Raw genomic sequence first — 20,986 nt, 5'->3', positions numbered from 1 at the left:
AGCATCGAATATCTGTTGTGCACAACGTCAAGATCAGGCGCGTATTTTGTCAAAATGTGCCGATAACAGGTCGATAAAATGTCGCACTTTGGGAGAGAGGTGACGGCGGCTTGGATAAACGACATAGACGTTGACGTCTGGCTGTGGGAAGTCAGGGAACAGGGGCACCAGCTGCTGCTGTGCCAGTAAGGTGTCGACATAAAAGGCGGGCAGACGCGCAATACCGATCCCGTCGCGCGCCATCGCGGTTTGCATATGACCATTGTTACACAAGATCCGCTGTCGCACTTCAACATGAAAAATACCGCCCTGCTTATCTTTAAACTCCCAGCGGTCCGGCGTTTTGAGATTGCTGTAGCAAATACTATGATGCTTTTGCAGCTCCTTTGGATGATGTGGCTCCCCGAAACGATTGAGGTATTGCGGGCTGGCAACGACGTATGTTTTGCAATGATAAACGCGTTTGCAGATCAGACTGGACTCTTCCAGTTGCGGGGTTGCCCGAACAGCCAGGTCGTAGCCGTCAGCAATGACGTCAACGGCTTTGTCTTCCAAGTCCCACTCCAGTGACACATTTGGGTAGCGGTTCAGGTACTCAGCTAATACCGGTTGTAAATAATCGGCACTAAAAGCCACCGGACAGGTGATCTTTAGGGTGCCCCTTGGGATATCGTCGGTCACATTCAGGCGTTGTTGTGCTGCCTGAGCATCCTGGATCAGCTGGGTACAGTTTTGGTAATACGACTCCCCTTCCGGCGTAAGTGCCAGTGTTCGTGTGGTTCTGTTCAACAACCTCACACCCAGACGTTCTTCCAGCTTGGCAATCACTTTGCTGACATGTGACGGAGAGTGCCCCAGCTTCTGGGCTGTAGCAATAAAGCTTTTGTTTTCGACGACCTCGGCAAAGATCTCAATGCCTTCAAATAGATTGTTATTCATTTGGAAATGGTGACTTTACTTTTACCTTATTAATTATTATTAAAACCTAATATACACTGGTTGTCATCACCCTGAGTAAACACCATTTTTGATATATTTTGAGAGGGTAATACCATGAAAGTTTTAGTATTTGCAGCCAGTAACAGCCGTCAGTCAATTAACCAGCAATTAGCCAGCTATGCAGCTTCGTTGATCCCCAATGCTGAGGTAGAAGTACTTGACCTGAATGAGTATGAAATGCCGATTTACAGTATTGAGCGTGAAACTGAGGGTGGCATTCCAGACGAAGCGCAGCGTTTTTACGCAAAAATTGGAGCCGCGGATGCGATTATTGTGTCATTTGCTGAACACAATGGCAGCTATTCAGCCGCTTATAAGAACCTGTTTGACTGGACCTCTCGCATCGATATGAAGGTATATCAGAATACACCAATGCTGATGATGGCAACGTCACCGGGCCCTGGTGGTGCTCAAAGTGTGCTGGGAGCAGCGGTGGCTTCTGCGCCTTATTTTGCTGCGGATGTTAAAGCGAGCCTGTCAGTGCCAAGCTTCTTCGATAACTTTGACCTCGAAGCGGCTGAGCTGACTAACCCTGATATCAAACAAGCGCTGGAAGCGGCACTTAAATTGCTCCACTAAAAGGCGCTCAGTAACACCGGGTATTTTCAGCAGGCACGTGTATTGGTGCACATGTGCCTGTTCGATTTTTATCCTAACGGATTCATTTCTATAAAAAAGTGACTTTTGGGGGTTTTCAAAGGTAGAAAAATCTTCTAGTATCTTTGTCGTCGATTTGGGGCTATAGCTCAGCTGGGAGAGCGCTTGCATGGCATGCAAGAGGTCGGCGGTTCGATCCCGCCTAGCTCCACCAAATCTCTTATCTACTATTCTTCTCACATTCATTTTTTGCTTACACTTTGATTCTCTGCTTTAGTATTTATCCTCAATACGTGAAACTTTTCGTGTGATATTCAATTAATGGGTGAATAATGAACAACTTACTATCTAACCTTCCCGCTGATCTCAGCGAAGAAGTATTTCAGACGTTACTGTCCCATGACCAGCTCAGGATTGAGCGCATTGTCTCTCAAGGGCATACTTCGCCACCGCAAGGCTGGTACGATCAGGATGAACACGAATGGGTGCTGGTTTTACAAGGGACAGGTGAACTGACGTTTGAGGACGGTCGGGTGGCACGCCTGTCAGCCGGAGACTATCTGAATATTCCCGCACATTGTAAGCATAAAGTCAGCTGGACCGATCCCGAGCAGGAAACGGTCTGGTTAGCCATTTTTTACCGCTAACCATTTGTCCAGCACAGATTTGAGTTGCTCCAGCGCAATGGGTTTACTGATGTAATCGTCCATCCCTGCAGCGAAACAGGCTTCGATGTCTTTGATAAGGACATTGGCGGTCAACGCGATAATCGTCAGCTGCATGTGCTGAGGCATACCGCGAATGGCTTTGGTTGCTTCTATGCCGTCCATATTGGGCATGTGCATGTCCATCAGAACCAGATCATAGTGCTCTTTTTCCAGCTGTTGCAAAGCCTGCTCACCATCGGTGACTATGGTGACACTTAACCCCAGCTTTTCCAAAATAGCCTTGGTCACAATCTGGTTTACCGCATTGTCCTCAGCTAACAGGATATGGCCATGTAGCTCTCCAAATGTCACCTGGTCGCTGTCCTCAGAGTAGATCAGGCAGCAGGGCGCTACAGGCCAGTTAAAGTCAAACTCGCTGCCTTCCCCCTGTACTGACTGGCAATTGAGATGACCCCCGCATAATTCAATGATCTGTTGACAGATACACAAGCCCAGACCCGAGCCACCATAGCGCCGGGTTGTACTTTCGTCTTCCTGATAAAAAGGATTAAATATATGGGGAAGTTTATCCTCAGCAATCCCAATGCCACTGTCCGAGACGGCAAACCTGAGCATCACTTGTTCCATGTTGCCGATATTCTGAACTTCAAGTCGAATAAAGCCTTCATGAGTAAACTTAATGGCATTGTTCAGTAAGTTAAGTAGTACTTGTTGTAGGCGATGTTTGTCGCTGACGACCTCTTTTGGCACAGTATCGCCAATAACCAGTTGAAAACGCAGCCGTTTTTCAATGACTTTTTCGCTAAACAATTGTTCCAGGTGATGTAAAACGGCATACAAGTCAAACGGTTCAAAGTACAGTGATACCTCACCCTGATCGAGTTTAGAAATATCGAGAATATCATTGAGCAGGGTAAGCAGATTCAGTCCTGATTCGTTGGCAACCCGGATGAGGGTTTGTTGCTCTTCACTGAAGTCGTTTTGTTGATTGAGTAGCTGCAGGGTGCCCAGAATACCATTCATGGGTGTACGTATCTCGTGACTCATGTTGGCCAGAAAACGACTTTTTGCGCTGGCGGCTTCTTCTGCGGCAATTTTGGCCAGTTCCAGCGCCTGAGTGCGCTCTTCGACTCTATGTTCCAGCTCCGACTCTCGCTGATACACTTTGTCGCGCATCTGTGCGAATGCAAGGCTGAGTTTAGCCATCTCATCTTTGCCACGGGTTGACAAAGACACGCTAAAATTACCCTGCGTCAATGCTTGTGCGGCTTTGGTCAGTTTAGCGATAGGCTGATAAATACCGTGTGAAAAACGCCACACAACCAGCAACGAAATGACCACCGCAAATCCAAGGATAATCAGCAGCTGCTGACGTAATGCATATACAGGTGCAAACACAACATGCTCGGGTAAGGTCAGGGCGATACTGTAACCTGCAGACTTTACCGGCGCATAAAAAATATAAGACCTAGGTTGAGTGGCGGTTTTATCTAACTGGGCATAGCCATTAAAACCTGCGATCATTTTCAGGCCAATCTCGCGTAGTTGTGGGTTAGCCTCTTCGGTGACCTTTAAACGAATAGCAATCTTTTCGCCGATGTCATTCACGACAAATTTTCCCTGTTCACGCTTTAGCTGGATTATTTTGTCTGGTAGCCAGTGATACATATAAATGCCTTCCTTAGACACCAGCATAAAACGTGCATTGTCATAAAACTGATGGACAACCTGCTGTGATACCTCCTGAACCAGGCGATCTATTTCTCGCCAGGGAATGCTGCCACCAAGCAGGCCCGCTACTTTGCCGTCGTTTGCGAGTATCGTTGCGGCGACCACTATCTGCTTGACTCCCGTGGTGTAAGAGATCATGGGTTCAGAAACATAGATTTCAGCGCTTTGATTGACGTTGCGGCCAATGGTTTCCTGCCAGTAGTCGCGACGGGTAATGGTTCTCTTGCGGGCTTGCGGTGAAGTGTCATCAAATGTTCTGAGCATATTCTGAAAAGGGTTGCCGCCCTCGGTATTGTGAAAGCTCCCGTCGGGGCGCCCGAGAATGAACTTTTCATAGGTTTGCTGGTGGAATGTTTTTTCGCCTGCCAAAATGGGGGCTATCTGAGTGAAGTCCATGGTTTTTAAGGTGGGCTGGCGCGCCAGCGCAGAAACCTCGCTCTTGCGTTTAGCAAAATAGCGGTCGAAAATCGCGGCTGCGTTGTAGACTTTAGCCTGGGCAGCGGAAATGCTCAGACGCTTTGCCTGCTCGGTACTGTGTAACATAGCCAGCGAAAAGATCACCAGCATAGGAGCCAGTGCGGTTAAACCCAGTATGACTGTCAGGCGCGTTTTTAATTGCATAGGGTTGATTAAAAAGCTTCTTATCTCACAAGTTTAGACAAAATTTGGCGTTGCACCTCCCGTTGTCGGAATTTTATTGTTGTGCCTGTTTGGTCTCGGTGGACTTTTTACGGGTGCATACAAGCCTGTATTAGCTGCGACTGAGATCACGGTTTCTTTATTCCATATCAAGTCAGGTATCGTTAATAAGTGCTACCTTAGCAAGGTGTTTAGTTACTAAGAGTGGTACTAAAGCGTGATGTTGAGGTCTTTGATTTGGGTACTTGCTATTGGCTCGGCCTGTGTGGTCGCTGAGCCGATATTACCTTTGCAAAGTGTCGCCACCGATGCGCGCAAAGTTGCACTTGGCAGACAGTTGTTTTTTGATACCCGTCTGTCACGTACGAACGATATCAGCTGTGCTTCTTGTCATCAGCTATCGAGCCACGGGGCTGACAACTCAGCCCGTTCTAAGGGGGCATTCGGGCGACTGGGAGAGGTTCGTGCGCCTACAGTATACAACTCGGTGTTCAATATTCGTCAGGCATGGGATGGCAAAGCCATTGATTTAAAAGCGCAGGTCACACTGCCAGTAGAAAATCCCAAAGAGTTTGCAACCACCTGGCCTGAGTTAATCGCAACACTCAATCAGGATCAAGCGTTCAGAGCTGCATTTACTCAGGTATATCGGGCAGGGCTGTCGAGCGATTCAATCAGTGACGCCATCGCCCATTACGAGCGCAGCCTCATCACTTTAAATGCCCCGTTTGATTTATGGCTGCAAGGTAAAGCCACTTTGTCTGAACAAGCACAAGAGGGATATCGTCTGTTCAAATATTATGGCTGTATCAATTGTCATCAGGGGAAAAATGTCGGGGGCAATATGTTCGCGAAAATGGGCACTTTTGGTGATTACTTTGGCGATCGTGGGACGGCCATTGAGCCCGCTGATTATGGTCGATACAACGTCACGGGTCGCGAAGAGGACAAGTTTACCTTTAAAGTGCCTGGTCTCAGAATGGCCGCCAGACAAACGTATTTTTTCCATGATGGCAGTGAGCAAAGCCTGACCGGGGCGATTAATACCATGGCACGTTATCAACTCGGGCGTTCGCTCAGCGAAGCCGAGTTGGCAGCAATAGCCGCATTTCTGGAAAGTTTGGTCGGACATCACCAGGAAATGGATCAATGAAGCAGAAAGTAAAATTCAACCTCCCCGTTATTGGCCAATGCTTACTGATGTGCGTGCTCACGGCCTTGATGGTGTATTTTTTCCGCGCCCACGTTACCACTGGTGAGCGGCAACATGAGCAGGTATCACTGCTGTTTGATGCCAAATCTATTGATGCCAAACTGGATAAGTTCGCGCTGGCACTAAGTGTCGGCAGTTTGCGTCAGTTTGATGAGTTGCAGCAACTGGACAAAACCTTGCGTCAACTGACCGACAGGCAGCAAAGTGGCCAGGTTGGCGTCGAATATCAGGCGTATCTGAAGTTGTTGAGCCATAAAATGGCCCTGATGGAGCAGCTAAAAACACAAGCAGTCGGTATGCGAAACGGGTTGACCTACCTGCCTCTGGTATTAGATGAAATGATTACGATACAGCATCCTCAGGCGTTACTTGCCAGTACCATATTGGCCAGCCTGGTTACTTCTGGTCAGCCACTTGACGAGGTATTACTGGATACCCGGATCCGGATGCTGGCCCAGGCAACTGACAACAATGAGAGTTTTGCGTTACTGAGCCGCCGATTCGTCAATCATATCCAGGTTGCCGTGCACTATTACCGTCAGGTGCACAAAACTCGCCAACAGTATCTTGCTATCGACAGTAAAGCTGCGTTTGCCAGCCTGTATCGGGCCCAAATGGATCTGCACGCTATGCAGTTGCAGCAAACAGGCACATTGAGTGAGCAATTGTTTGGCCTGGCGGTGGTGCTTTTATTGATGCTGTTGTTTATTTTACAGCGGCTCAATAAAGCAAAAAATCACGCGCTGCAAGCAAGCCAGTTACTTCACGATGCCATTGAACGATTGCAAGAAGGGTTTGCGCTGTACGACAGCGAAGGCACACTGACTCTGACCAATCAATGCTGGTTGCGACATTATGGCGTGTTATCAAAAGCGCAGTTTCCGCAAACTCTGGATGACTGGCATTTGCGAAAATCCGACTTTGTTCATGAGCAGAGCGAGACGCCGCAGCGCTTGCAAAAAACCGCACAGGGGCGCTGGCTGCAAATCCGTCATGCCCGAACGGCAGAAGGTGGGTATGTATACATAAGCGTTGATGTCACCGAGTTTAAAGAAGTAGAGGCAGAACTGAAAACCGCCGCAGCTGTGTATCAGGCAACGCAGGAAGGGATCATGACAACCAATGCCGACCTTGAAATCACAGCGGTGAACCCGGCTTTTACCCGCATCACGGGGTATCAGGAGCACGAAGTACTTGGGAAAAAGCCAAACTTGCTCAGTTCAGGTCGTCACGATACACGGTTTTACGAGCATATGTGGCAGACGCTCGAAACCAAAGGAGAGTGGGCCGCTGAGATTTGGAATCGCCGAAAAGACGGTACCATTTACCCGGAATGGCTTGCGATCAGTGCTGTTCAGGACGAACAGGGTCAGGTGCAGCAGTATATTGCTGTGTTGTCTGACATGACAGAACGCAAAGAGCAGGAAGCTAAAATTGCCTATCAGGCCATGTATGATGCATTGACTGGGCTGCCAAATCGACGCTTATTACTGGACAGGATCTCTCAGGACCTGAAACAAATTGAACGACAGCCACATCTGAGTGCGTTACTGTTTATTGACCTGGACCGCTTTAAACGCATTAACGATGCAATGGGGCATGACGCGGGTGATAATTTGCTGCTCGAAGTTGCCAACCGGCTTAATCATCTGGTACGTCGTACGGACACACTGGCACGCTTTGGTGGCGATGAGTTTGTGCTGTTGCTCAGTCAGATCAGCGATGTTGAGGACGCAGCAAAAGTGGCCGAGAAAATTCTCACATCATTAGCACAGCCATTTACTATTAACGGGTTTGAGGTGATCAGTGGCGCCAGTATCGGCATTGCCATTATGCCAGATGATGCGCGCGAGCAGCAGGAGATACTGCGCCGCGCAGATTTGGCGATGTACAAAGCCAAAGAAAGTGGTCGTAATCAGTATCACTATTTCGCACCTTCTATGCAGCAACAGGTTAACCGTCGTGTAGAGCTTGAGCAGCTGCTTCGCAAGGCCATTGCTAATAATGAGCTGGCGGTATTTTACCAGCCAATTATCGAGCTTAAGTCGGGTCAGCTCTATGGATTCGAGGCACTGACGCGTTGGCGCCATGAGGGGCAGTACATAACCCCTGATGAGTTTATTCCGGTTGCTGAAGAAAGCGGCTTGATCTCTGAGCTGGGTGAGTGGATGCTGACCCAGGCTACCTCAGACATTGAGAGGTTGAATCGTTCACTCAATCTCAATTGCTGTTTGTCGGCAAACATATCCAGCCAGCAGTACCGGCTGGGTTTTAACGCGACTACATTACGCCATATTTTGCGCCAGACCGGGTTTGCACCCGGCAATCTCGCGCTTGAGATCACAGAAAGTATTTTGCTGGATGACGATGAAGCTATTCTGGCCTGGCTAGAGGGGCTCAGGGCTACTGGCGCACAGCTGTCTATCGATGACTTTGGTACGGGCTACTCCTCGCTGAGTTATTTACGCCGCTTTCCGATCAACACTATCAAGATCGATAAGAGCTTTATCCATGAGTTTGCACACGCGCCGGATTCGCAAAATTTGGTGCGTGCAATCTTGTCGATGGCCGCCAGTCTGGGGTTATCTGTGATTGCAGAAGGAGTGGAGCACGTTGCACAACTGGAGGGCCTCAAAGAGATGGATTGCGATCTGGTACAGGGTTATGTATATGCAAAACCGATGTCACTGATGGAGTTGCAGCTGTGGTGCGGAGAGTTTTGCCAGGATCAGACTAAAAATCTCGCCTAGCATTAAAGATACAGGGGATCCAAAATGGCTTGATTGTAAGTTGGTGGCCTGCGGTAGGTGAGTCGTGCCTTGAAATTGGCGGGTAGCGGCGTGCATTGCTGCGAATTTTGCGTGTTGTATAGCCAGATCTGCCCCTCTTTTACAAAGTAATAGGCTTTTTGTCGGCACACCTTTGCCAGCCGGGCTGCTTTATTCTGTGAGCAGTTGACCAGTACACTTAACTCGCGATAGCCGAGATCGGGGCTGCAGCCCCACATGAGGTGCATGTCGTAGCCTTTGCGCCTAAGTGCCGAATATATAAGTCGCTGGCACTGAATGTTATTTTTATAGCTCTGCTTCATGCCATTTGGGTTCCATAAACTGATGATTGCTCCATCAGGTGAAAGAGGTAGTGTGCCGCATGGGCGAAACCAGACGTCCAAATATAGTTGCCAAAGGTTTTCGTCAATCAGATTTTGCACAGCTATGTCCTGATTTTTTCACAATGGCTTCACAGTATCAGCGCTACGGTGAGTCTGTCCAAACAAAGGAGACTTAATGATGAAGAGAAAGCTGATAGTTGCATCCATATGGTCACTGATGAGCACTACTTTGCTGAGTACGGCTTATGCCGCAGAGCAGCCACATGTGCTAATGGTACTGAGTAGTTACGGAAAGCAGGTTGATGGTAAAACCACTCAGCCCGGCTTTGAATTTGATGAATTAAGCAAAGCGTATCAGGTTTTTAACGACAACGGGATTAAGATCACACTGGCCTCGCCTGGAGGAGGTCAACCCCTTGCAGATGAATATAATAAAGAAAAGTCGTATAACCAGGCATTCTTAAACGATCATCAGGCGATGAGTGCCCTGACCGACACGGTTAAATTGGCGAGCCTGCAAGGTCAGTCATTCGATGGGGTGTTTATCGTCGGTGGCAAAGGCCCAATGTTTGATTTACATAAAGACGCCGAGTTGCAGCGCCTGATACGGGAAATTTATGAGCAGCAAGGCGTGGTGGGTGCGGTTTGCCACGGACCCGCTGCACTGGTGGATGTCACGTTAAGCAATGGTGAATATCTGGTAGATGGTAAAAGAGTCAACGGTTTTACCAATCTGGAAGAAGACGCCTTTGGCAAAAAGTGGCGACCTCAGTTTGAATTTTTACTGGAAGACAAATTAAAAGAGCGGGGTGGTCAGTTTGAACAGGATGGCCTGATGCTGAATCAGGTGACCATAGATGGCCGTTTGATCACCGGTCAAAACCCGTTTTCAACAGCAGATACTGCCGCTGCTATGGCCAGAGCAATGGGTGTCGATGACATCAAAGAACCCGCTTATAAAGATGATCAGAGTGTTAAACTGGCTGAGCTCATGTTCACAGATAAAGCCGCGGCGGAAGCGGAGTTTAAGCAATCGCCACAGAGCTATGATGTGCAAATGCTTGCCATGATAGGGGTCTATCAGGCGAAGTATGCTAAAACGCAGTTGCAACTGCACAACGCCATTGAATTGATGACGTTTGCCCAGTCTCAGTTTAATCATCCCATGATTGAACTTACGATTGCGCAGTCCTATGTCCGGCAAAATGATTTTGCTCAGGCAAAGTCAAGCTTGTTAAAAGCACAGAAAGCCTATCCGGACAATGACAAAATTAAAGCCATGCTCGCAACACTATAATCCAATAAAACGACTACAAAAACAGGGTAAACGCGCCAGTGTTTGCCCTCACGTCTACAACTATGAAATTTACTAATAGCTGAATGTCTGGTTACTTTATGCTCATTGTCACTAATAACGGTATAAAGGCTGGGAAATAAAATGCCCAGCGCAGTCTTATACCTTAATTTGTATCTTTTTTGTTTTATATTTGTGTTTTAGTTGATCTATGTGAACAAATCCTTGCAGTGTGCTTACGATAACCTATCATTTTTTCTATTAACAAAAGTCATGTACTTTCATCGCAAATTGGATTTTAAAAAGCCTGGTCAGGCGCTACACTAACCTTGCTTGATAACTCAAAACGTCAAAGGAAGTGTGTCTATCATCATGAAGTTAAATGATAATTATGATGCTGACTTTAGCCGTGCAGTATTTGGGCCCTATGAGCTTCACAAAAGGAAAAGGTTGTTAACATATTGTGGTGAAAGCGTGCGGTTGGAGCCTCTTATCTATGACTTATTAGAATATTTTATCTGTCATAGAGATAGAGTGATTGGCCGGGATGAATTGTGCCGGGAGATCTGGCAACAAGAGTATGTCGACAACAATGCCATTAACCGGGCTGTTTCCGAGTTACGGCGATGTGTTTCCAAGCACAAGCTTGGAGTTGACGTGATCAGAACGCATTATCGCAAGGGTTATAGCTTCAACCTGATGGTTGAGCTGGATCCCAGACCAAACCCGTTCCGTTGGATAGCTAAGTGGTTTCATCAGGCTGTGCCATGCAAAGAACAGTGATCAGTCAAACGTCTTGTGGGCTAGCGTCGCTCACGCTGGTCGTGCTTAATAACTAGATGCATTGGGCTAGTAGCCTCATAACTAAACCAATGTGAAATCAACTATGCGTGCTGGTGGCGGGTTAATTTTATCGATTTTCCTGCCCACATTAAGCTGCTTAGTATGTTATTACTTTTCCTCTCTTTCTTATTCATCTGAGTACGCAACAGGTATTCCTCTTCTGGCGTTTACTATTTATCTGGCTAGATTCTTCGGTGACAAGCTTGTCATTAGCTATTCGATGGTTTAGAAAAGGGCCGTTAATGCGAAAGGAACCAATCCAGTGTTTAAGATATCAGGTACATCATATTCCTGCCGCGAAGCCAGGCAACAAGATATTGCCAGGATGAGTGAAATCCGTTTACGGGTTACGGAGAATAAGCTGACCGACCCCGGTAAAATCACACCGCAAATGTACCTGGAACACATAACGGGACAAGGTAAGAGCTGGGTGTGTGAACTGAATGGCCAGATAGTTGGGTTTTCATCAGCGGCCAGTGAGGACGGGTCTATCTGGGCGTTGTTTATTTTGCCTCAGTTTGAAGGGCTTGGTATTGGTAAAGCATTGTTATCACTTGCTTGTGACTGGTTGTTTAGTCGCACACATGAGGAGATCCGTTTGTATACTGAGATCAATACGCGTGCAGATGGCTTTTATCAGGCACTGGGTTGGTCACGGGGCGCTGAAGATGACCTGGGCGATGTGTCTTTTACACTGCACTGTCACACTTTTTACGATAAAACCAGGGTGTGATAAACTGCATCAAATCAAAGGACTATTCAGGTAACGTTATGGCACCGCCACTTCAACAACTGACTCACTGGTTTTGTGCTTTACCGCAGGGCCACAGACAAGTGCTGACTGACACATTAAGCGGGGTCTTTACGGAATTAAATGACTGCCCGACACCTTTAAAAGAACAGCGTCTGGTTGAGTTATTGACCCAGCAGACCAGTAATATAAATCTGTTCGCCCTTATCCTTAATCTGCGTACGCATATTGAGCATGCTTTTACATCGCAAACCGACCCGCTCCCCAAGCTGACGACGGCGCAGGATCTGCTTTTTTATAGTCGGGCACAGGATGCGAATATGCTGCGAAAAATTGCCGATGAACAATGGCATTGGCAACAATCACGTGATTCCTGGCTGAAGCTGAAACAAGAGTATCTGTCTTTGCAATATGTACGTCGCTGGTTGCACACAAACTGACCTGGTTTTCACATTGCTTTCACGAATTTCGCGTTAGCTTTTTAGTTATATTCCGAAGAAAGTGGTGGCCTGCATGGCACAAGTAAAAGTACTGCTGATTGAAGACAATCAGGATCTTAGCCTGAACATAGGTGAATATTTTGAGTCGCAGGGCGCGGTCATCGACTTTGCTTACACCGGTGAGCTGGGTGTGCAACTTGCATTGGAACAATTTTACGATTGTGTGGTCCTAGATGTGATGCTACCCAAAATGGATGGATTGGCTGTCTGTCAGCAACTCAGAGCAGAAGCCAATCGCCATATTCCCATCATTATGCTCACTGCCCGCGATACACTTGATGACAAACTCAACGGTTTTTCTTTGGGGGTAGACGACTATCTGACCAAGCCTTTTGCCCTTGAAGAGCTATGGGTGCGTTGCAATGCTTTGGCAAAAAGACACTTACTAAATAGTGAGCACACACTTTCTTTGGGGCGTGATGAAAAAGCGATATCACTTAATAGTCAGACTCAACACATTGAGCGTGCCGGGTGTGAGATAACGCTTCAGCCTATTCCATTTAAAATTTTGCGTTTACTGATGGAGCATCATCCTCGCGCGCTGAGTCGCAGTGAGCTGTGTGACAGGATCTGGGGAGATGAACCGACGGATTCAGATGCATTACGCTCGCATATTTATCAGCTTCGCAAAGCGATAGACAAGCCATTTAGCAGTCCGATCATCAAAACAATACACGGCATAGGGTTTGCTCTGGATATAGAAGGATAATTCTGTATGAAAGCCACTCAGTTACGAAATCGGATTGTCGCCTTTTTTGTCGGTATTGCGTTATTCATTAGTGCTCTGTTTGGGGCGGCAAGCTTTTTGTTTGCGTACAGTATAGAAGACAGGTTTTTTATTTATTTGCTGGATGATGAGGCGCAGACCGTTGCTGCGCAACTTGAAGCGGGCCTTGAAGCCAGGCCCAGGCTCGACTTTATTCGCTACTACCCTGAAAAGCATGATTTACCGGCAATTATCCGGGAAGTGCTTGATGAAGAGCCTAATCGGATCGAGTTTAGCGGTGAAAACGACAGCCATTACCATCTTAAGCAGATACCCGCAGGCTATTTACTGGCTGAAGTCAGTGAGCAGCTGGTGGTGCGTAAGATCAAAGGTGGCATGCTGAAGTTTATTCTGGTGCTGTTTGGCGGTGTTCTTGTGCTGGCGTTGATATTGGCTTTTACTTCCCTGATGATGGCAAAGCGCCTGATCAAACCGCTGGATACTTTGGTTAAAATTGTAGAAGACGCGCCAGTAGAGCGCTTGCCGCAGAATTTCTCCGGGCAGTTTGTCAATGATGAAATTGGTGCATTCGCCAGAACTCTGGAGCATGCCTTGTCTCGTATTCGGCGCTTTATCAGCCGCGAGCAGGCATTCACTCGGGATGTGTCCCATGAGTTAAGAACACCAGTGGCAATTACTCAAAGCTCGCTGACTTTACTCAGACAAACACCACTAACCGACAAGCAAGCAGAGCTGGTAGGTCGGATTGCTGATGCTCAGCATCAGATTACCCAAAGCCTGGAAGTCTTACTGGCATTGGCCCGGGAAGAAACCTTAGCTGATGCGAATACCCGCGTGTTACCTTTGGTCGAACAGGTTATCTTAAGCCAGGCAGAAAAAATTGCTGGTAAAGAGATAGAGGTCGAAGTTGACATCGCAGCAAAGCTGGAGTTACCCATTGCCCCTAGTGCATTGCGGCTGTTGCTGAATAACCTGATTGGTAATGCATTTACCCATATCCGTAGCGGCGTAGTCACTATAGAAGGACACGCACAGTCAATTATGGTATCGGATACTGGAGAGGGTATTGCCCCTGACCTGTTGAGAACGCTATTTGAACCCGGCGTAAAAGGTCCCGAAAGTGAGGGGATGGGTATGGGGCTCTCCATGGTTAAGCGCCTGTGCGAAAAACTCGACATTGAGCTGAGTGTTTCCAGCTCAGATTCAGGCAGTGCATTTTGTCTGAAGTTTCCTGATGGAGATAACCAGAGCAACCAATAGCTGAGTCATTATTTTCTCACATGATGACATTGGGTATCTAGCAAACCACTCAGTCACTTCCAAACAACCCAATCACTTGCAAGCAGCCACGTTACTTCCAAGCAACCCCGTCATCCCGGACGCTTGCGAGCCGGGATCTGCTAAACACCACACAGCACAGCCCTTTTTAAGACTGACCTCACAAACAACCCCGTCATCCCGGACGCTTGCGAGCCGGGAACTACCTAAACACTATGCTGCAGTGTCGTATTGCAGAAGAGCCCCACAGACCACTTCGTCATCCGGGAAGCGAAGTCATGAGGTGTTTACCCAGCGCTATCTGTCACATGTAGTGGTTTAATAGATCCGGACACATTGATAAGAGATAATAACGGTGGTCTGTCGCCAAACCATTCAGAAGATAGATGCTGGCCACTATAGATTTGTGAATTTATGATTGAGTGTCTACAAAAACTCCGAGGCTAGATTAGTTCAATGCTTTAGGAAACAACGCCCAGCATAAGTAGCAAAGGTAATTTCATGAGTATTCCATTTAACAAAAGTAATGCTGGGTGCATAGACAGCATTTGGGCTGTTGTCCAATAACATTATTACGCCCCAACCTGTTCAAATTTCACGCGCTTGTGGCTTTGGCAGTTGCAACTGGTTGTTTACTTTAAGTTTATTCCGTGGGACCATGAGGTAATGCAATACAGCCCGTTTTGTCGGTTTATGTTCCGACATGTTGGGATAGAATAAATTGTTAGGCATAAGGAATATGAATCGAGTTAAATCTTACATTGTTGCAACCCTCCTGCTATCAACCGTCGGGTGTAAATCAACACCAGAAAAAGATAAAGGTCTTGCTCTACGAAAATCAACGCCAATTCAACTATTCATGGGAACATGTGTGATCAGTCGAAATAGCCCAGAGGCTCTAGAGCAATCGGCTAAAAGAGAAGGTTTCGTAATCGCACCTGAAGAAATTGCTCAAAATTATCTAAAAGGCAACGCAGGCAAAGCATGGTATTTGAATAATGATGAGGGTAATTTCGGGCTTGCATTACTAAAAAATAAACTTTGTTCTGTATTCATACACCAAGGTGAGCCAAATACAATTCAAGCTAGCATGGAAGCTTGGTTACCACCTAAAAGCAGTGGATTTACGTATAAAAAAGGGTTAGTTTCTCAATCAGGTAGCCTAACTACAACTTCATATACTCTATATCAAGGTAACAGTTTTCTAGAGCATTGGGTAATCACAGTAAATAGAGCTAAGCCTAGTAACTTGGTTGCGATAATGTCATACCAAGGTGCCTAGTATGCCTAACAAATGAATTAAACAGTGGACACAAAACAGCGGGCAGCGCTCATTCTTCGCTAATCTTAGCCTGCTATTTTTCTCCGCTTTATTAAGGCGCTGAGCATGAATTTGGGTGCAGTTTTTTGGCGTGTCGTGTAGGGTAGAGGTATTACGCAAGGTGTTTTTTTTGATGGTTTTAGGTGGAATAAGTTAGATTAAACAAAGCAGTGAGGTATCATTATTAAATATGAATATATGAGAATTCCTCAGAGCTAAGTATTACCATTTTCAGACTGGGCGTTTTACTTCATAAAAAATTGGAAATTGCGTGAAGAAATTAGAGGATATTGAGAGACACCTACCGGCTAATGTGAAACTCCTTCTTTATGGTCTCCGCGAAGAAAACTGGGAGGTTGTTCGCATAGATGATGGGGATTCAGGTTGGGCTTTAGTCCATAAGTGGACAATTCATTCTACAAGAGAGAATAGAGGGTTTACTCTGATTCTTTCCTTTTTCAAATATGAAGGACAATATGATGGAACGGACTGTGTAATCGCTACGCTAGATGGTGAGCCTGAACCGTCTCCGTATTTTGGTGATATATCTATATACTTTGACAAAAAGCCTTTACAGGCACAAGTTAAGCTATTCTTAAGTGCTATTCACGAGCTAAGAATTAAAACTTAATTTAAACTAGCGTGCAAAAATGAGCAGGTATATAACAAGGCGCAGCAACTGGCTGTCAAACTTGTCACTTTTTGTGTGTCCCGAACAAATATTGCTAGTTTTACTAGCCGCTTTAAGAGGCGTGAGAAGCTCACGGGGATTATGGGAAGCCGTAAAAACTTAGGGGAATAGCACATGACTTTGCTCAGTTTTCTTTCAGTCGAAATAATGATTAATCTGGTTACTGGGCTGTTGGGCAGCTTTACCTCTTCGCGTTAGATCATAATGTGAAAGAGGTTGTTTTTGATTAACTTCGACAAGAAATACATCCGCAAACACACAGGTTTTGGGAGCTAAACGAGCGCTATCTAGATTTGCTTGAGAAGATGCTCAACGAACACAAGCTGAATCTGGCTCATCTGAAAGAGGCCTTCATAGTGTTCAAACTCGAAGTTAAGCATGAATACCAGCATCACTGGCTCGGGTCTGCTTTGGGAAAACCTTGCATGTTTGTTGTTAAATTGATTACCGACTTAGATACTCGATATCAAACTCAACTTGAAACATTAGATTCCAACTATCCAAAGCATGGAATCTGCAATGCTGAAAAAAACTTATTTGTTAAGAACCTTGTTGAGTGAAGTTACAAGGACAACCACCTAAAACTGCTAAAAGAAGGTATTTAGTAGGACACATAAATTGGGGCAGTTTTTTCTGAGCATATCGTGTAGGATAGTTGACAACGTATGGTGTTGTTATCTGGTTCGTTTTCGGATAAATAAGTGAGATAAAACAATGCCGAGGGTGCCATCATTTTAATTTTAAATTTGAATATCTGGTGATTCCTCAGACAACAGCGTTATTTTCAGGCCATACGGAGTGAAAGATGAGAATAGCCGTAGCGCAAAGTAGTTCAATAAGAGGTAACGTTAGCCTGAATATGGAAAATCACCTCAGATTTATCCAGCAAGCTAGTCGTCTTGATGTTAATTATTTAGTTTTTCCAGAACTATCCCTATCTGGTTACGAGCCAGACTTAGCAAAAGAGCTCGCTTTTACAGACGACGATCCACGTCTAAAGCCACTAGTTGAAGCTGCTAAAAAATACCAAATATCTGTCGGTGTTGGTGCACCTTTGCAATCGGAAGGGCAACCTAAGATCGGTTTGATCTTAGTTCACCATACTGGTGCAGTAGACAGGTATGAAAAAATACACCTTCACGAAGGCGAAGAGGTGTTTTTTGGCAGTGGTCAGAAACATCACATGTTTAGCTTAGGTCAAGATACCGTCGCAAATGCGATTTGTGCAGATACAATACATCCAGAACACGTAGAGTTCTGTTATGAAGCTGGCGCAACTATTTATATTGCGGGCGTTTTGATCACCCCTGAAGGTTATGGCAAAGACTCTAATAAGTGGGCAACATATGCATCGGAGTATGGAATGGTAGTCGCTATAGCAAATTACAGTCAGCCGAGTGGTGGTTTGGCATCGTCAGGCAAAAGTGCAATCTGGTACAAAGATAATTTGTTGGCTCAGGCTGGAGAGAGTGGAGATGCCCTTGTCTTAGTCGATAATAGTAGTGGAGTTTGGCTTGGTGAGGTGCACGAAATATAACAAAACCTTCAACCCGATGCCTTCCCACGGTGAGTTTAGGTGAGAGTTTAGGTGACGCCCGCACCAAACTGGCGTACAGGGTGTATGCCGTCTACCTTTAGGTGATGCTCAAAGGATTGAGAACAATGGGCTATGCCGACTGCAAGGAAGAGGCAGGTCAGCAGTCTTGCATTTCCAACTTGAAGCTGCCCACAATTAGGCTGTGAACCTATGGTGGGTGTCGATAAAAACTTGTTATTATATGCCAAGTAATAAGACACCGTACCATGTGTCTCAATAATCACTCGTCCTTTTCTTCACCCGATTGCACTTCTTATCGCATCCACGCACTCTGGCTTATTTGTTATAAGTTCTAAACAAACTCTCGGTTGTGTTAGCTTGAGAATAAAACTACACAAATCAGAAGTTTAAACAAGAAAACTTGACTTGTTACACGACTAAGGGTTAATTTTTAGTTGCTCAAAGTGAGCGCATGAAAATCTAAAGTTAAAAAGGAATGTTTACATGAAAAAATTAAAAGCACTTGCCATTGTCGCTGGCACTCTTTTCACAGGCTCAGCATTTGCAGCCAACTTAACTTGCTCTGTTTATGTTGCTAATGGCGGTTTTACCAGTGGAAACGGTACGAGCAGCTGTTCTGGTGTCGATTTTACTAATAATAACTCAGCCAGGGCCTTATTTTCTATTGGCAATGTATCTAAATCCATCAAAGAAATTCGCTGGAGCGGTATTAGCTGTACCGGCGGTATAGCTTGTAATACACGGGTACGCGCATTCTCTTCAGCCTCTGCTTCAGCGCTCATATTGTATAAAGATGGCACCTGGGAAAAAACGAATACCGCCACTGCTTCATATGAAAATGAGCCGGGCACGCCATTTTAATCTGACTTTTGGGCCTTGCAAAGGCCCTCACCCCTCTATTACCTTATGCCGCCAAATCCAAGAGTAAGTTACAAATATAAGTTACAAAGACAGCCACCTAAAACTGCTAAAAGAAGATGTTGCCAAGCAGTCGGTCCATACGTTTGATATTGTGCTTTGCAGCGGCAGGGCCTTTCATATTTCGGCCCTGCTCGGTAAGAGAAAAGTAGTTGCTATCGAGTAAAGCTTCAGCTGCCAGAACCAATGAACAAGACGCCGGGCATGAATTTGGGGGCAGTTTTTTCTGAGCATATCGTGTAGGATGAAGGAATCACCTATAGTGCTGTTATCTATTTGGTTTTGGCGAAACAAATTAGATCAATCAATACCGTGCGTGTCCATCATATTGACTCAAAATACAATTATCTGGGGATTCTTCAGATTAGGGCGTTATCTAGCAAGGAGTGTCGTGTGAATCGTATTCTTATTTATATCATTATAATTTTCTTATCGTTTGCAACGCATGCAAATGAGTTTTCCTTTGCTGATGCGTCTATCAATATTCCAGAAGGGTTTGAGGGGCCTATTGAGCGAAGTATGGGACAAGGTGCAAAAACAATTGCATTTCGAAACTTACATGAAGGCGGTAATAACGCGACTCTATTGCAAATCACGACTTGGAATCCAGGCAAACCATTTCCGAAAATGACTGATGATGAGCTTAAAAAAGGTTCAGCTCAATATCTCGAGCAATTCCTGTCAGGTGTAGCTCGCAAGCGAAACAACTTTGAAAAAAGTGAAATTGAGTACATAGAAATATCCGGAGTTCCCGTTGCCAAAATTAAGTGGAGTGGTGAAATTGATTCAAAGCAAGCTCATGGTGTAATGTATTGTTATGTGTTCAATTCAAAGATTATTAGCTTGCATACTCAAGATCTAATCAAGTTTAATGGTCGTTTTTTGAATCAAGTTGTTAAGGCATTCGAGTCAATTAAACTAGCTAGATAACCAGTGCCTAAACCAAAAGACGCAAAACAGCAGGCTTACGCTCCTTCGTTGCTAATTTTTTCCTGCTATTTTTCGCCGGTTAAGCGAGGCGTTATATGCAATGGAGGCGTCTGTGATTTTGAACTTAATCTATTTTGTTTTATCACTATTTTTTACCTTTCTGGTATATGAAAGCTTACCGCGAAATGGGTGCTATTCTAATGGTGTTTGCATAGATTTTGATTCTTTTGAGTTAGCGGGTATCTTGTACTTCTTTTTGGCTTTGTTCTTTGCAGTTTTGTGCTTAAAAAGGCTTTTTAATAAGGCAACGTATAAAGAGCTAAATGATTACAATGCAAAGATTTAAGTGATATCGATGGTTAATTGCATACAATGTACACTTTAACCAAAAGGGAAACAAAACAACAGGCTTATGCTCATTTGCCTCTGATCTTGGCTCGGTGTACCACGCCAGTGAAACGAAGGAAGGCTAGCGCATCTTGGAAGTATAGTCGTTATGGAAACACTTACTATTTTTGAAGCTCCTGTTTCGGGAGCCTTAGGTGTATATAGATATTTTTTACTGACCGGGGTTATTACTGCAGGTTATGTATTGATTCAGCACTTTGTATATAAAGAGCGAACGCTGAAGTTAACCATTTTTTATTCTTTCTGCCTTTTTACTTTTTTCTATCTTGTCGCGAATTCACAACAAAAATTTTATAAGGCTGTGGTGAGAAACAACATCGTTATTCTATTTTACCCTTCTAATGAGGTATATTTGGACATAAATGATGTAGAAAAAAGTCAATTTAGATATAGGAATTATAGAAATTCCAGAGAGGTAACATGTCGAATTTCGCTTATTACGCACGACAAGCGATACAGTAGTGGCGAAAAAGGCAGTGGCTGCAAGCAGACGTCGAAGCGTATTAATAAACTTCTTGAAAAGAGAGCTGAACAAAGGAGTTTGCCATGAATCGCAAGGCTTTTCTTGTTTTATAATGAGCAGTAGGGTTGTTGAGCTAAGCTCGTATGTTGCTCGATCTTCATCAATTCAGAGGTGTTATGAATTTTAATTGCCCTCATTGTAACAAAGAAGGCGTCAGTTACTTCTCTAAATTACTGTCTTATAGTGGTAGCCCTGCTGTAACTCCCCCATAAACTGCAACAGTTCTTGAGTAGAATTCCCATTAACAGAAGAAGGAAGTTTTACGATGAGAAAAAGCAAGTTCAC

At 45.3% G+C, this 20,986-nt stretch carries 19 protein-coding genes, 1 tRNA gene and 1 pseudogene; 17 read left to right on the top strand and 4 right to left on the bottom strand.

The window, feature by feature from the left end; genetic code table 11:
* Nucleotides 1–33: 33 nt before the first annotated feature.
* Complete coding sequence (locus ACXAH1_RS16465) at nucleotides 34–939, bottom strand: LysR family transcriptional regulator (protein ID WP_475198143.1); 906 nt, start codon at nucleotides 937–939, stop codon at nucleotides 34–36.
* 114 nt (nucleotides 940–1,053) lie between these two features.
* Here ACXAH1_RS16465 and ACXAH1_RS16460 point away from each other — a divergent pair, with 114 nt between their 5' ends.
* The 3 genes from ACXAH1_RS16460 (at nucleotide 1,054) to ACXAH1_RS16450 (ending at nucleotide 2,243) form a co-directional block, all read left to right on the top strand.
* Nucleotides 1,054–1,578, top strand: a complete 525-nt coding sequence (locus ACXAH1_RS16460; protein ID WP_475198140.1) for an NADPH-dependent FMN reductase — start codon at nucleotides 1,054–1,056, stop codon at nucleotides 1,576–1,578.
* 156 nt (nucleotides 1,579–1,734) lie between these two features.
* Nucleotides 1,735–1,810 (top strand) — tRNA-Ala (locus ACXAH1_RS16455).
* A gap of 118 nt (nucleotides 1,811–1,928) precedes the next feature.
* Nucleotides 1,929–2,243, top strand: a complete 315-nt coding sequence (locus tag ACXAH1_RS16450) for a cupin domain-containing protein (protein ID WP_475198138.1) — start codon at nucleotides 1,929–1,931, stop codon at nucleotides 2,241–2,243.
* Here the strand turns inward: ACXAH1_RS16450 and ACXAH1_RS16445 are convergent.
* Complete coding sequence (locus ACXAH1_RS16445) at nucleotides 2,223–4,616, bottom strand: ATP-binding protein (RefSeq protein ID WP_475198137.1); 2,394 nt, start codon at nucleotides 4,614–4,616, stop codon at nucleotides 2,223–2,225. The genes ACXAH1_RS16450 and ACXAH1_RS16445 overlap by 21 nt on opposite strands.
* 238 nt (nucleotides 4,617–4,854) lie before the next feature.
* On the opposite strand from ACXAH1_RS16445, the gene ACXAH1_RS16440 reads away from it, so the two are divergent.
* Nucleotides 4,855–5,787: a cytochrome-c peroxidase gene (locus ACXAH1_RS16440; RefSeq protein WP_475198285.1), complete on the top strand. Its 933-nt coding sequence runs from the start codon at nucleotides 4,855–4,857 to the stop codon at nucleotides 5,785–5,787.
* Nucleotides 5,784–8,597 carry an EAL domain-containing protein gene (locus ACXAH1_RS16435; RefSeq protein WP_475198135.1) on the top strand — a complete coding sequence of 938 codons (2,814 nt, stop codon included), beginning with the start codon at nucleotides 5,784–5,786 and terminating at the stop codon, nucleotides 8,595–8,597. Before ACXAH1_RS16440 ends, ACXAH1_RS16435 begins: the two co-directional genes overlap by 4 nt.
* A gap of 2 nt (nucleotides 8,598–8,599) precedes the next feature.
* On the opposite strand, the gene ACXAH1_RS16430 is transcribed toward ACXAH1_RS16435, so the two are convergent.
* Nucleotides 8,600–9,058, bottom strand: a complete 459-nt coding sequence (locus ACXAH1_RS16430) for a DUF3293 domain-containing protein (RefSeq protein ID WP_475198133.1) — start codon at nucleotides 9,056–9,058, stop codon at nucleotides 8,600–8,602.
* A gap of 76 nt (nucleotides 9,059–9,134) precedes the next feature.
* On the opposite strand from ACXAH1_RS16430, the gene ACXAH1_RS16425 reads away from it, so the two are divergent.
* From ACXAH1_RS16425 to ACXAH1_RS16380, 10 genes are all read left to right on the top strand, one after another.
* Nucleotides 9,135–10,256: a DJ-1/PfpI family protein gene (locus ACXAH1_RS16425; RefSeq protein WP_475198129.1), complete on the top strand. Its 1,122-nt coding sequence runs from the start codon at nucleotides 9,135–9,137 to the stop codon at nucleotides 10,254–10,256.
* A 369-nt stretch (nucleotides 10,257–10,625) separates the two neighbouring features.
* Nucleotides 10,626–11,036, top strand: a complete 411-nt coding sequence (locus ACXAH1_RS16420; protein ID WP_054013635.1) for a winged helix-turn-helix domain-containing protein — start codon at nucleotides 10,626–10,628, stop codon at nucleotides 11,034–11,036.
* A gap of 322 nt (nucleotides 11,037–11,358) precedes the next feature.
* The gene (locus ACXAH1_RS16415) at nucleotides 11,359–11,829 is read left to right on the top strand and encodes a GNAT family N-acetyltransferase (RefSeq protein ID WP_475198127.1); all 471 of its coding nucleotides are present in this window, start codon (nucleotides 11,359–11,361) and stop codon (nucleotides 11,827–11,829) included.
* Nucleotides 11,830–11,867: 38 nt separating this feature from the next.
* Entirely contained in the window at nucleotides 11,868–12,287 is a 420-nt protein-coding gene (locus ACXAH1_RS16410) for a hypothetical protein (protein WP_475198125.1), read from the top strand.
* A gap of 73 nt (nucleotides 12,288–12,360) precedes the next feature.
* Entirely contained in the window at nucleotides 12,361–13,056 is a 696-nt protein-coding gene (locus tag ACXAH1_RS16405; RefSeq protein ID WP_475198123.1) for a response regulator transcription factor, read from the top strand.
* A 6-nt stretch (nucleotides 13,057–13,062) separates the two neighbouring features.
* A complete protein-coding gene (locus ACXAH1_RS16400) occupies nucleotides 13,063–14,334 on the top strand; it encodes a sensor histidine kinase (RefSeq protein ID WP_475198121.1) in 1,272 nt (423 codons plus the stop codon).
* A 757-nt stretch (nucleotides 14,335–15,091) separates the two neighbouring features.
* Complete coding sequence (locus ACXAH1_RS16395; protein ID WP_475198120.1) at nucleotides 15,092–15,634, top strand: NMCC_0638 family (lipo)protein; 543 nt, start codon at nucleotides 15,092–15,094, stop codon at nucleotides 15,632–15,634.
* 310 nt (nucleotides 15,635–15,944) lie between these two features.
* A complete protein-coding gene (locus ACXAH1_RS16390; RefSeq protein ID WP_475198119.1) occupies nucleotides 15,945–16,304 on the top strand; it encodes a hypothetical protein in 360 nt (119 codons plus the stop codon).
* Nucleotides 16,305–17,169: 865 nt separating this feature from the next.
* A complete protein-coding gene (locus tag ACXAH1_RS16385) occupies nucleotides 17,170–17,901 on the top strand; it encodes a carbon-nitrogen hydrolase family protein (RefSeq protein WP_475198117.1) in 732 nt (243 codons plus the stop codon).
* 504 nt (nucleotides 17,902–18,405) lie between these two features.
* A complete protein-coding gene (locus ACXAH1_RS16380; RefSeq protein WP_138551003.1) occupies nucleotides 18,406–18,783 on the top strand; it encodes a hypothetical protein in 378 nt (125 codons plus the stop codon).
* Between the two features lie 118 nt (nucleotides 18,784–18,901).
* Here the strand turns inward: ACXAH1_RS16380 and ACXAH1_RS16375 are convergent.
* Nucleotides 18,902–19,074: pseudogene (locus ACXAH1_RS16375) on the bottom strand (IS4 family transposase); the annotation flags it as partial.
* Between the two features lie 159 nt (nucleotides 19,075–19,233).
* On the opposite strand from ACXAH1_RS16375, the gene ACXAH1_RS16370 reads away from it, so the two are divergent.
* A complete protein-coding gene (locus ACXAH1_RS16370) occupies nucleotides 19,234–19,770 on the top strand; it encodes a hypothetical protein (protein WP_475198114.1) in 537 nt (178 codons plus the stop codon).
* 496 nt (nucleotides 19,771–20,266) lie between these two features.
* Nucleotides 20,267–20,728 carry a hypothetical protein gene (locus ACXAH1_RS16365; protein ID WP_475198113.1) on the top strand — a complete coding sequence of 154 codons (462 nt, stop codon included), beginning with the start codon at nucleotides 20,267–20,269 and terminating at the stop codon, nucleotides 20,726–20,728.
* Nucleotides 20,729–20,986 lie beyond the last annotated feature (258 nt).

It is taken from the genome of Pseudoalteromonas sp. AWH4_217, assembly GCF_056161105.1.
The sequence above is the reverse complement of the archived record's forward strand: the minus strand, read 5'-3'. Positions and strand labels throughout refer to the sequence as shown.

What these genes read in the sequence shown, in the direction of transcription:
- ACXAH1_RS16465 (WP_475198143.1), bottom strand. Translation starts at nt 939, where the DNA reads ATGAATAACAATCTATTTGAAGGCATTGAGATCTTTGCCGAGGTCGTC.
- ACXAH1_RS16460 (WP_475198140.1), top strand. Translation starts at nt 1,054, where the DNA reads ATGAAAGTTTTAGTATTTGCAGCCAGTAACAGCCGTCAGTCAATTAAC.
- ACXAH1_RS16450 (WP_475198138.1), top strand. Translation starts at nt 1,929, where the DNA reads ATGAACAACTTACTATCTAACCTTCCCGCTGATCTCAGCGAAGAAGTA.
- ACXAH1_RS16445 (WP_475198137.1), bottom strand. Translation starts at nt 4,616, where the DNA reads ATGCAATTAAAAACGCGCCTGACAGTCATACTGGGTTTAACCGCACTG.
- ACXAH1_RS16440 (WP_475198285.1), top strand. Translation starts at nt 4,855, where the DNA reads ATGTTGAGGTCTTTGATTTGGGTACTTGCTATTGGCTCGGCCTGTGTG.
- ACXAH1_RS16435 (WP_475198135.1), top strand. Translation starts at nt 5,784, where the DNA reads ATGAAGCAGAAAGTAAAATTCAACCTCCCCGTTATTGGCCAATGCTTA.
- ACXAH1_RS16425 (WP_475198129.1), top strand. Translation starts at nt 9,135, where the DNA reads ATGATGAAGAGAAAGCTGATAGTTGCATCCATATGGTCACTGATGAGC.
- ACXAH1_RS16420 (WP_054013635.1), top strand. Translation starts at nt 10,626, where the DNA reads ATGAAGTTAAATGATAATTATGATGCTGACTTTAGCCGTGCAGTATTT.
- ACXAH1_RS16410 (WP_475198125.1), top strand. Translation starts at nt 11,868, where the DNA reads ATGGCACCGCCACTTCAACAACTGACTCACTGGTTTTGTGCTTTACCG.
- ACXAH1_RS16405 (WP_475198123.1), top strand. Translation starts at nt 12,361, where the DNA reads ATGGCACAAGTAAAAGTACTGCTGATTGAAGACAATCAGGATCTTAGC.
- ACXAH1_RS16400 (WP_475198121.1), top strand. Translation starts at nt 13,063, where the DNA reads ATGAAAGCCACTCAGTTACGAAATCGGATTGTCGCCTTTTTTGTCGGT.
- ACXAH1_RS16395 (WP_475198120.1), top strand. Translation starts at nt 15,092, where the DNA reads ATGAATCGAGTTAAATCTTACATTGTTGCAACCCTCCTGCTATCAACC.
- ACXAH1_RS16385 (WP_475198117.1), top strand. Translation starts at nt 17,170, where the DNA reads ATGAGAATAGCCGTAGCGCAAAGTAGTTCAATAAGAGGTAACGTTAGC.
- ACXAH1_RS16380 (WP_138551003.1), top strand. Translation starts at nt 18,406, where the DNA reads ATGAAAAAATTAAAAGCACTTGCCATTGTCGCTGGCACTCTTTTCACA.
- ACXAH1_RS16365 (WP_475198113.1), top strand. Translation starts at nt 20,267, where the DNA reads ATGGAAACACTTACTATTTTTGAAGCTCCTGTTTCGGGAGCCTTAGGT.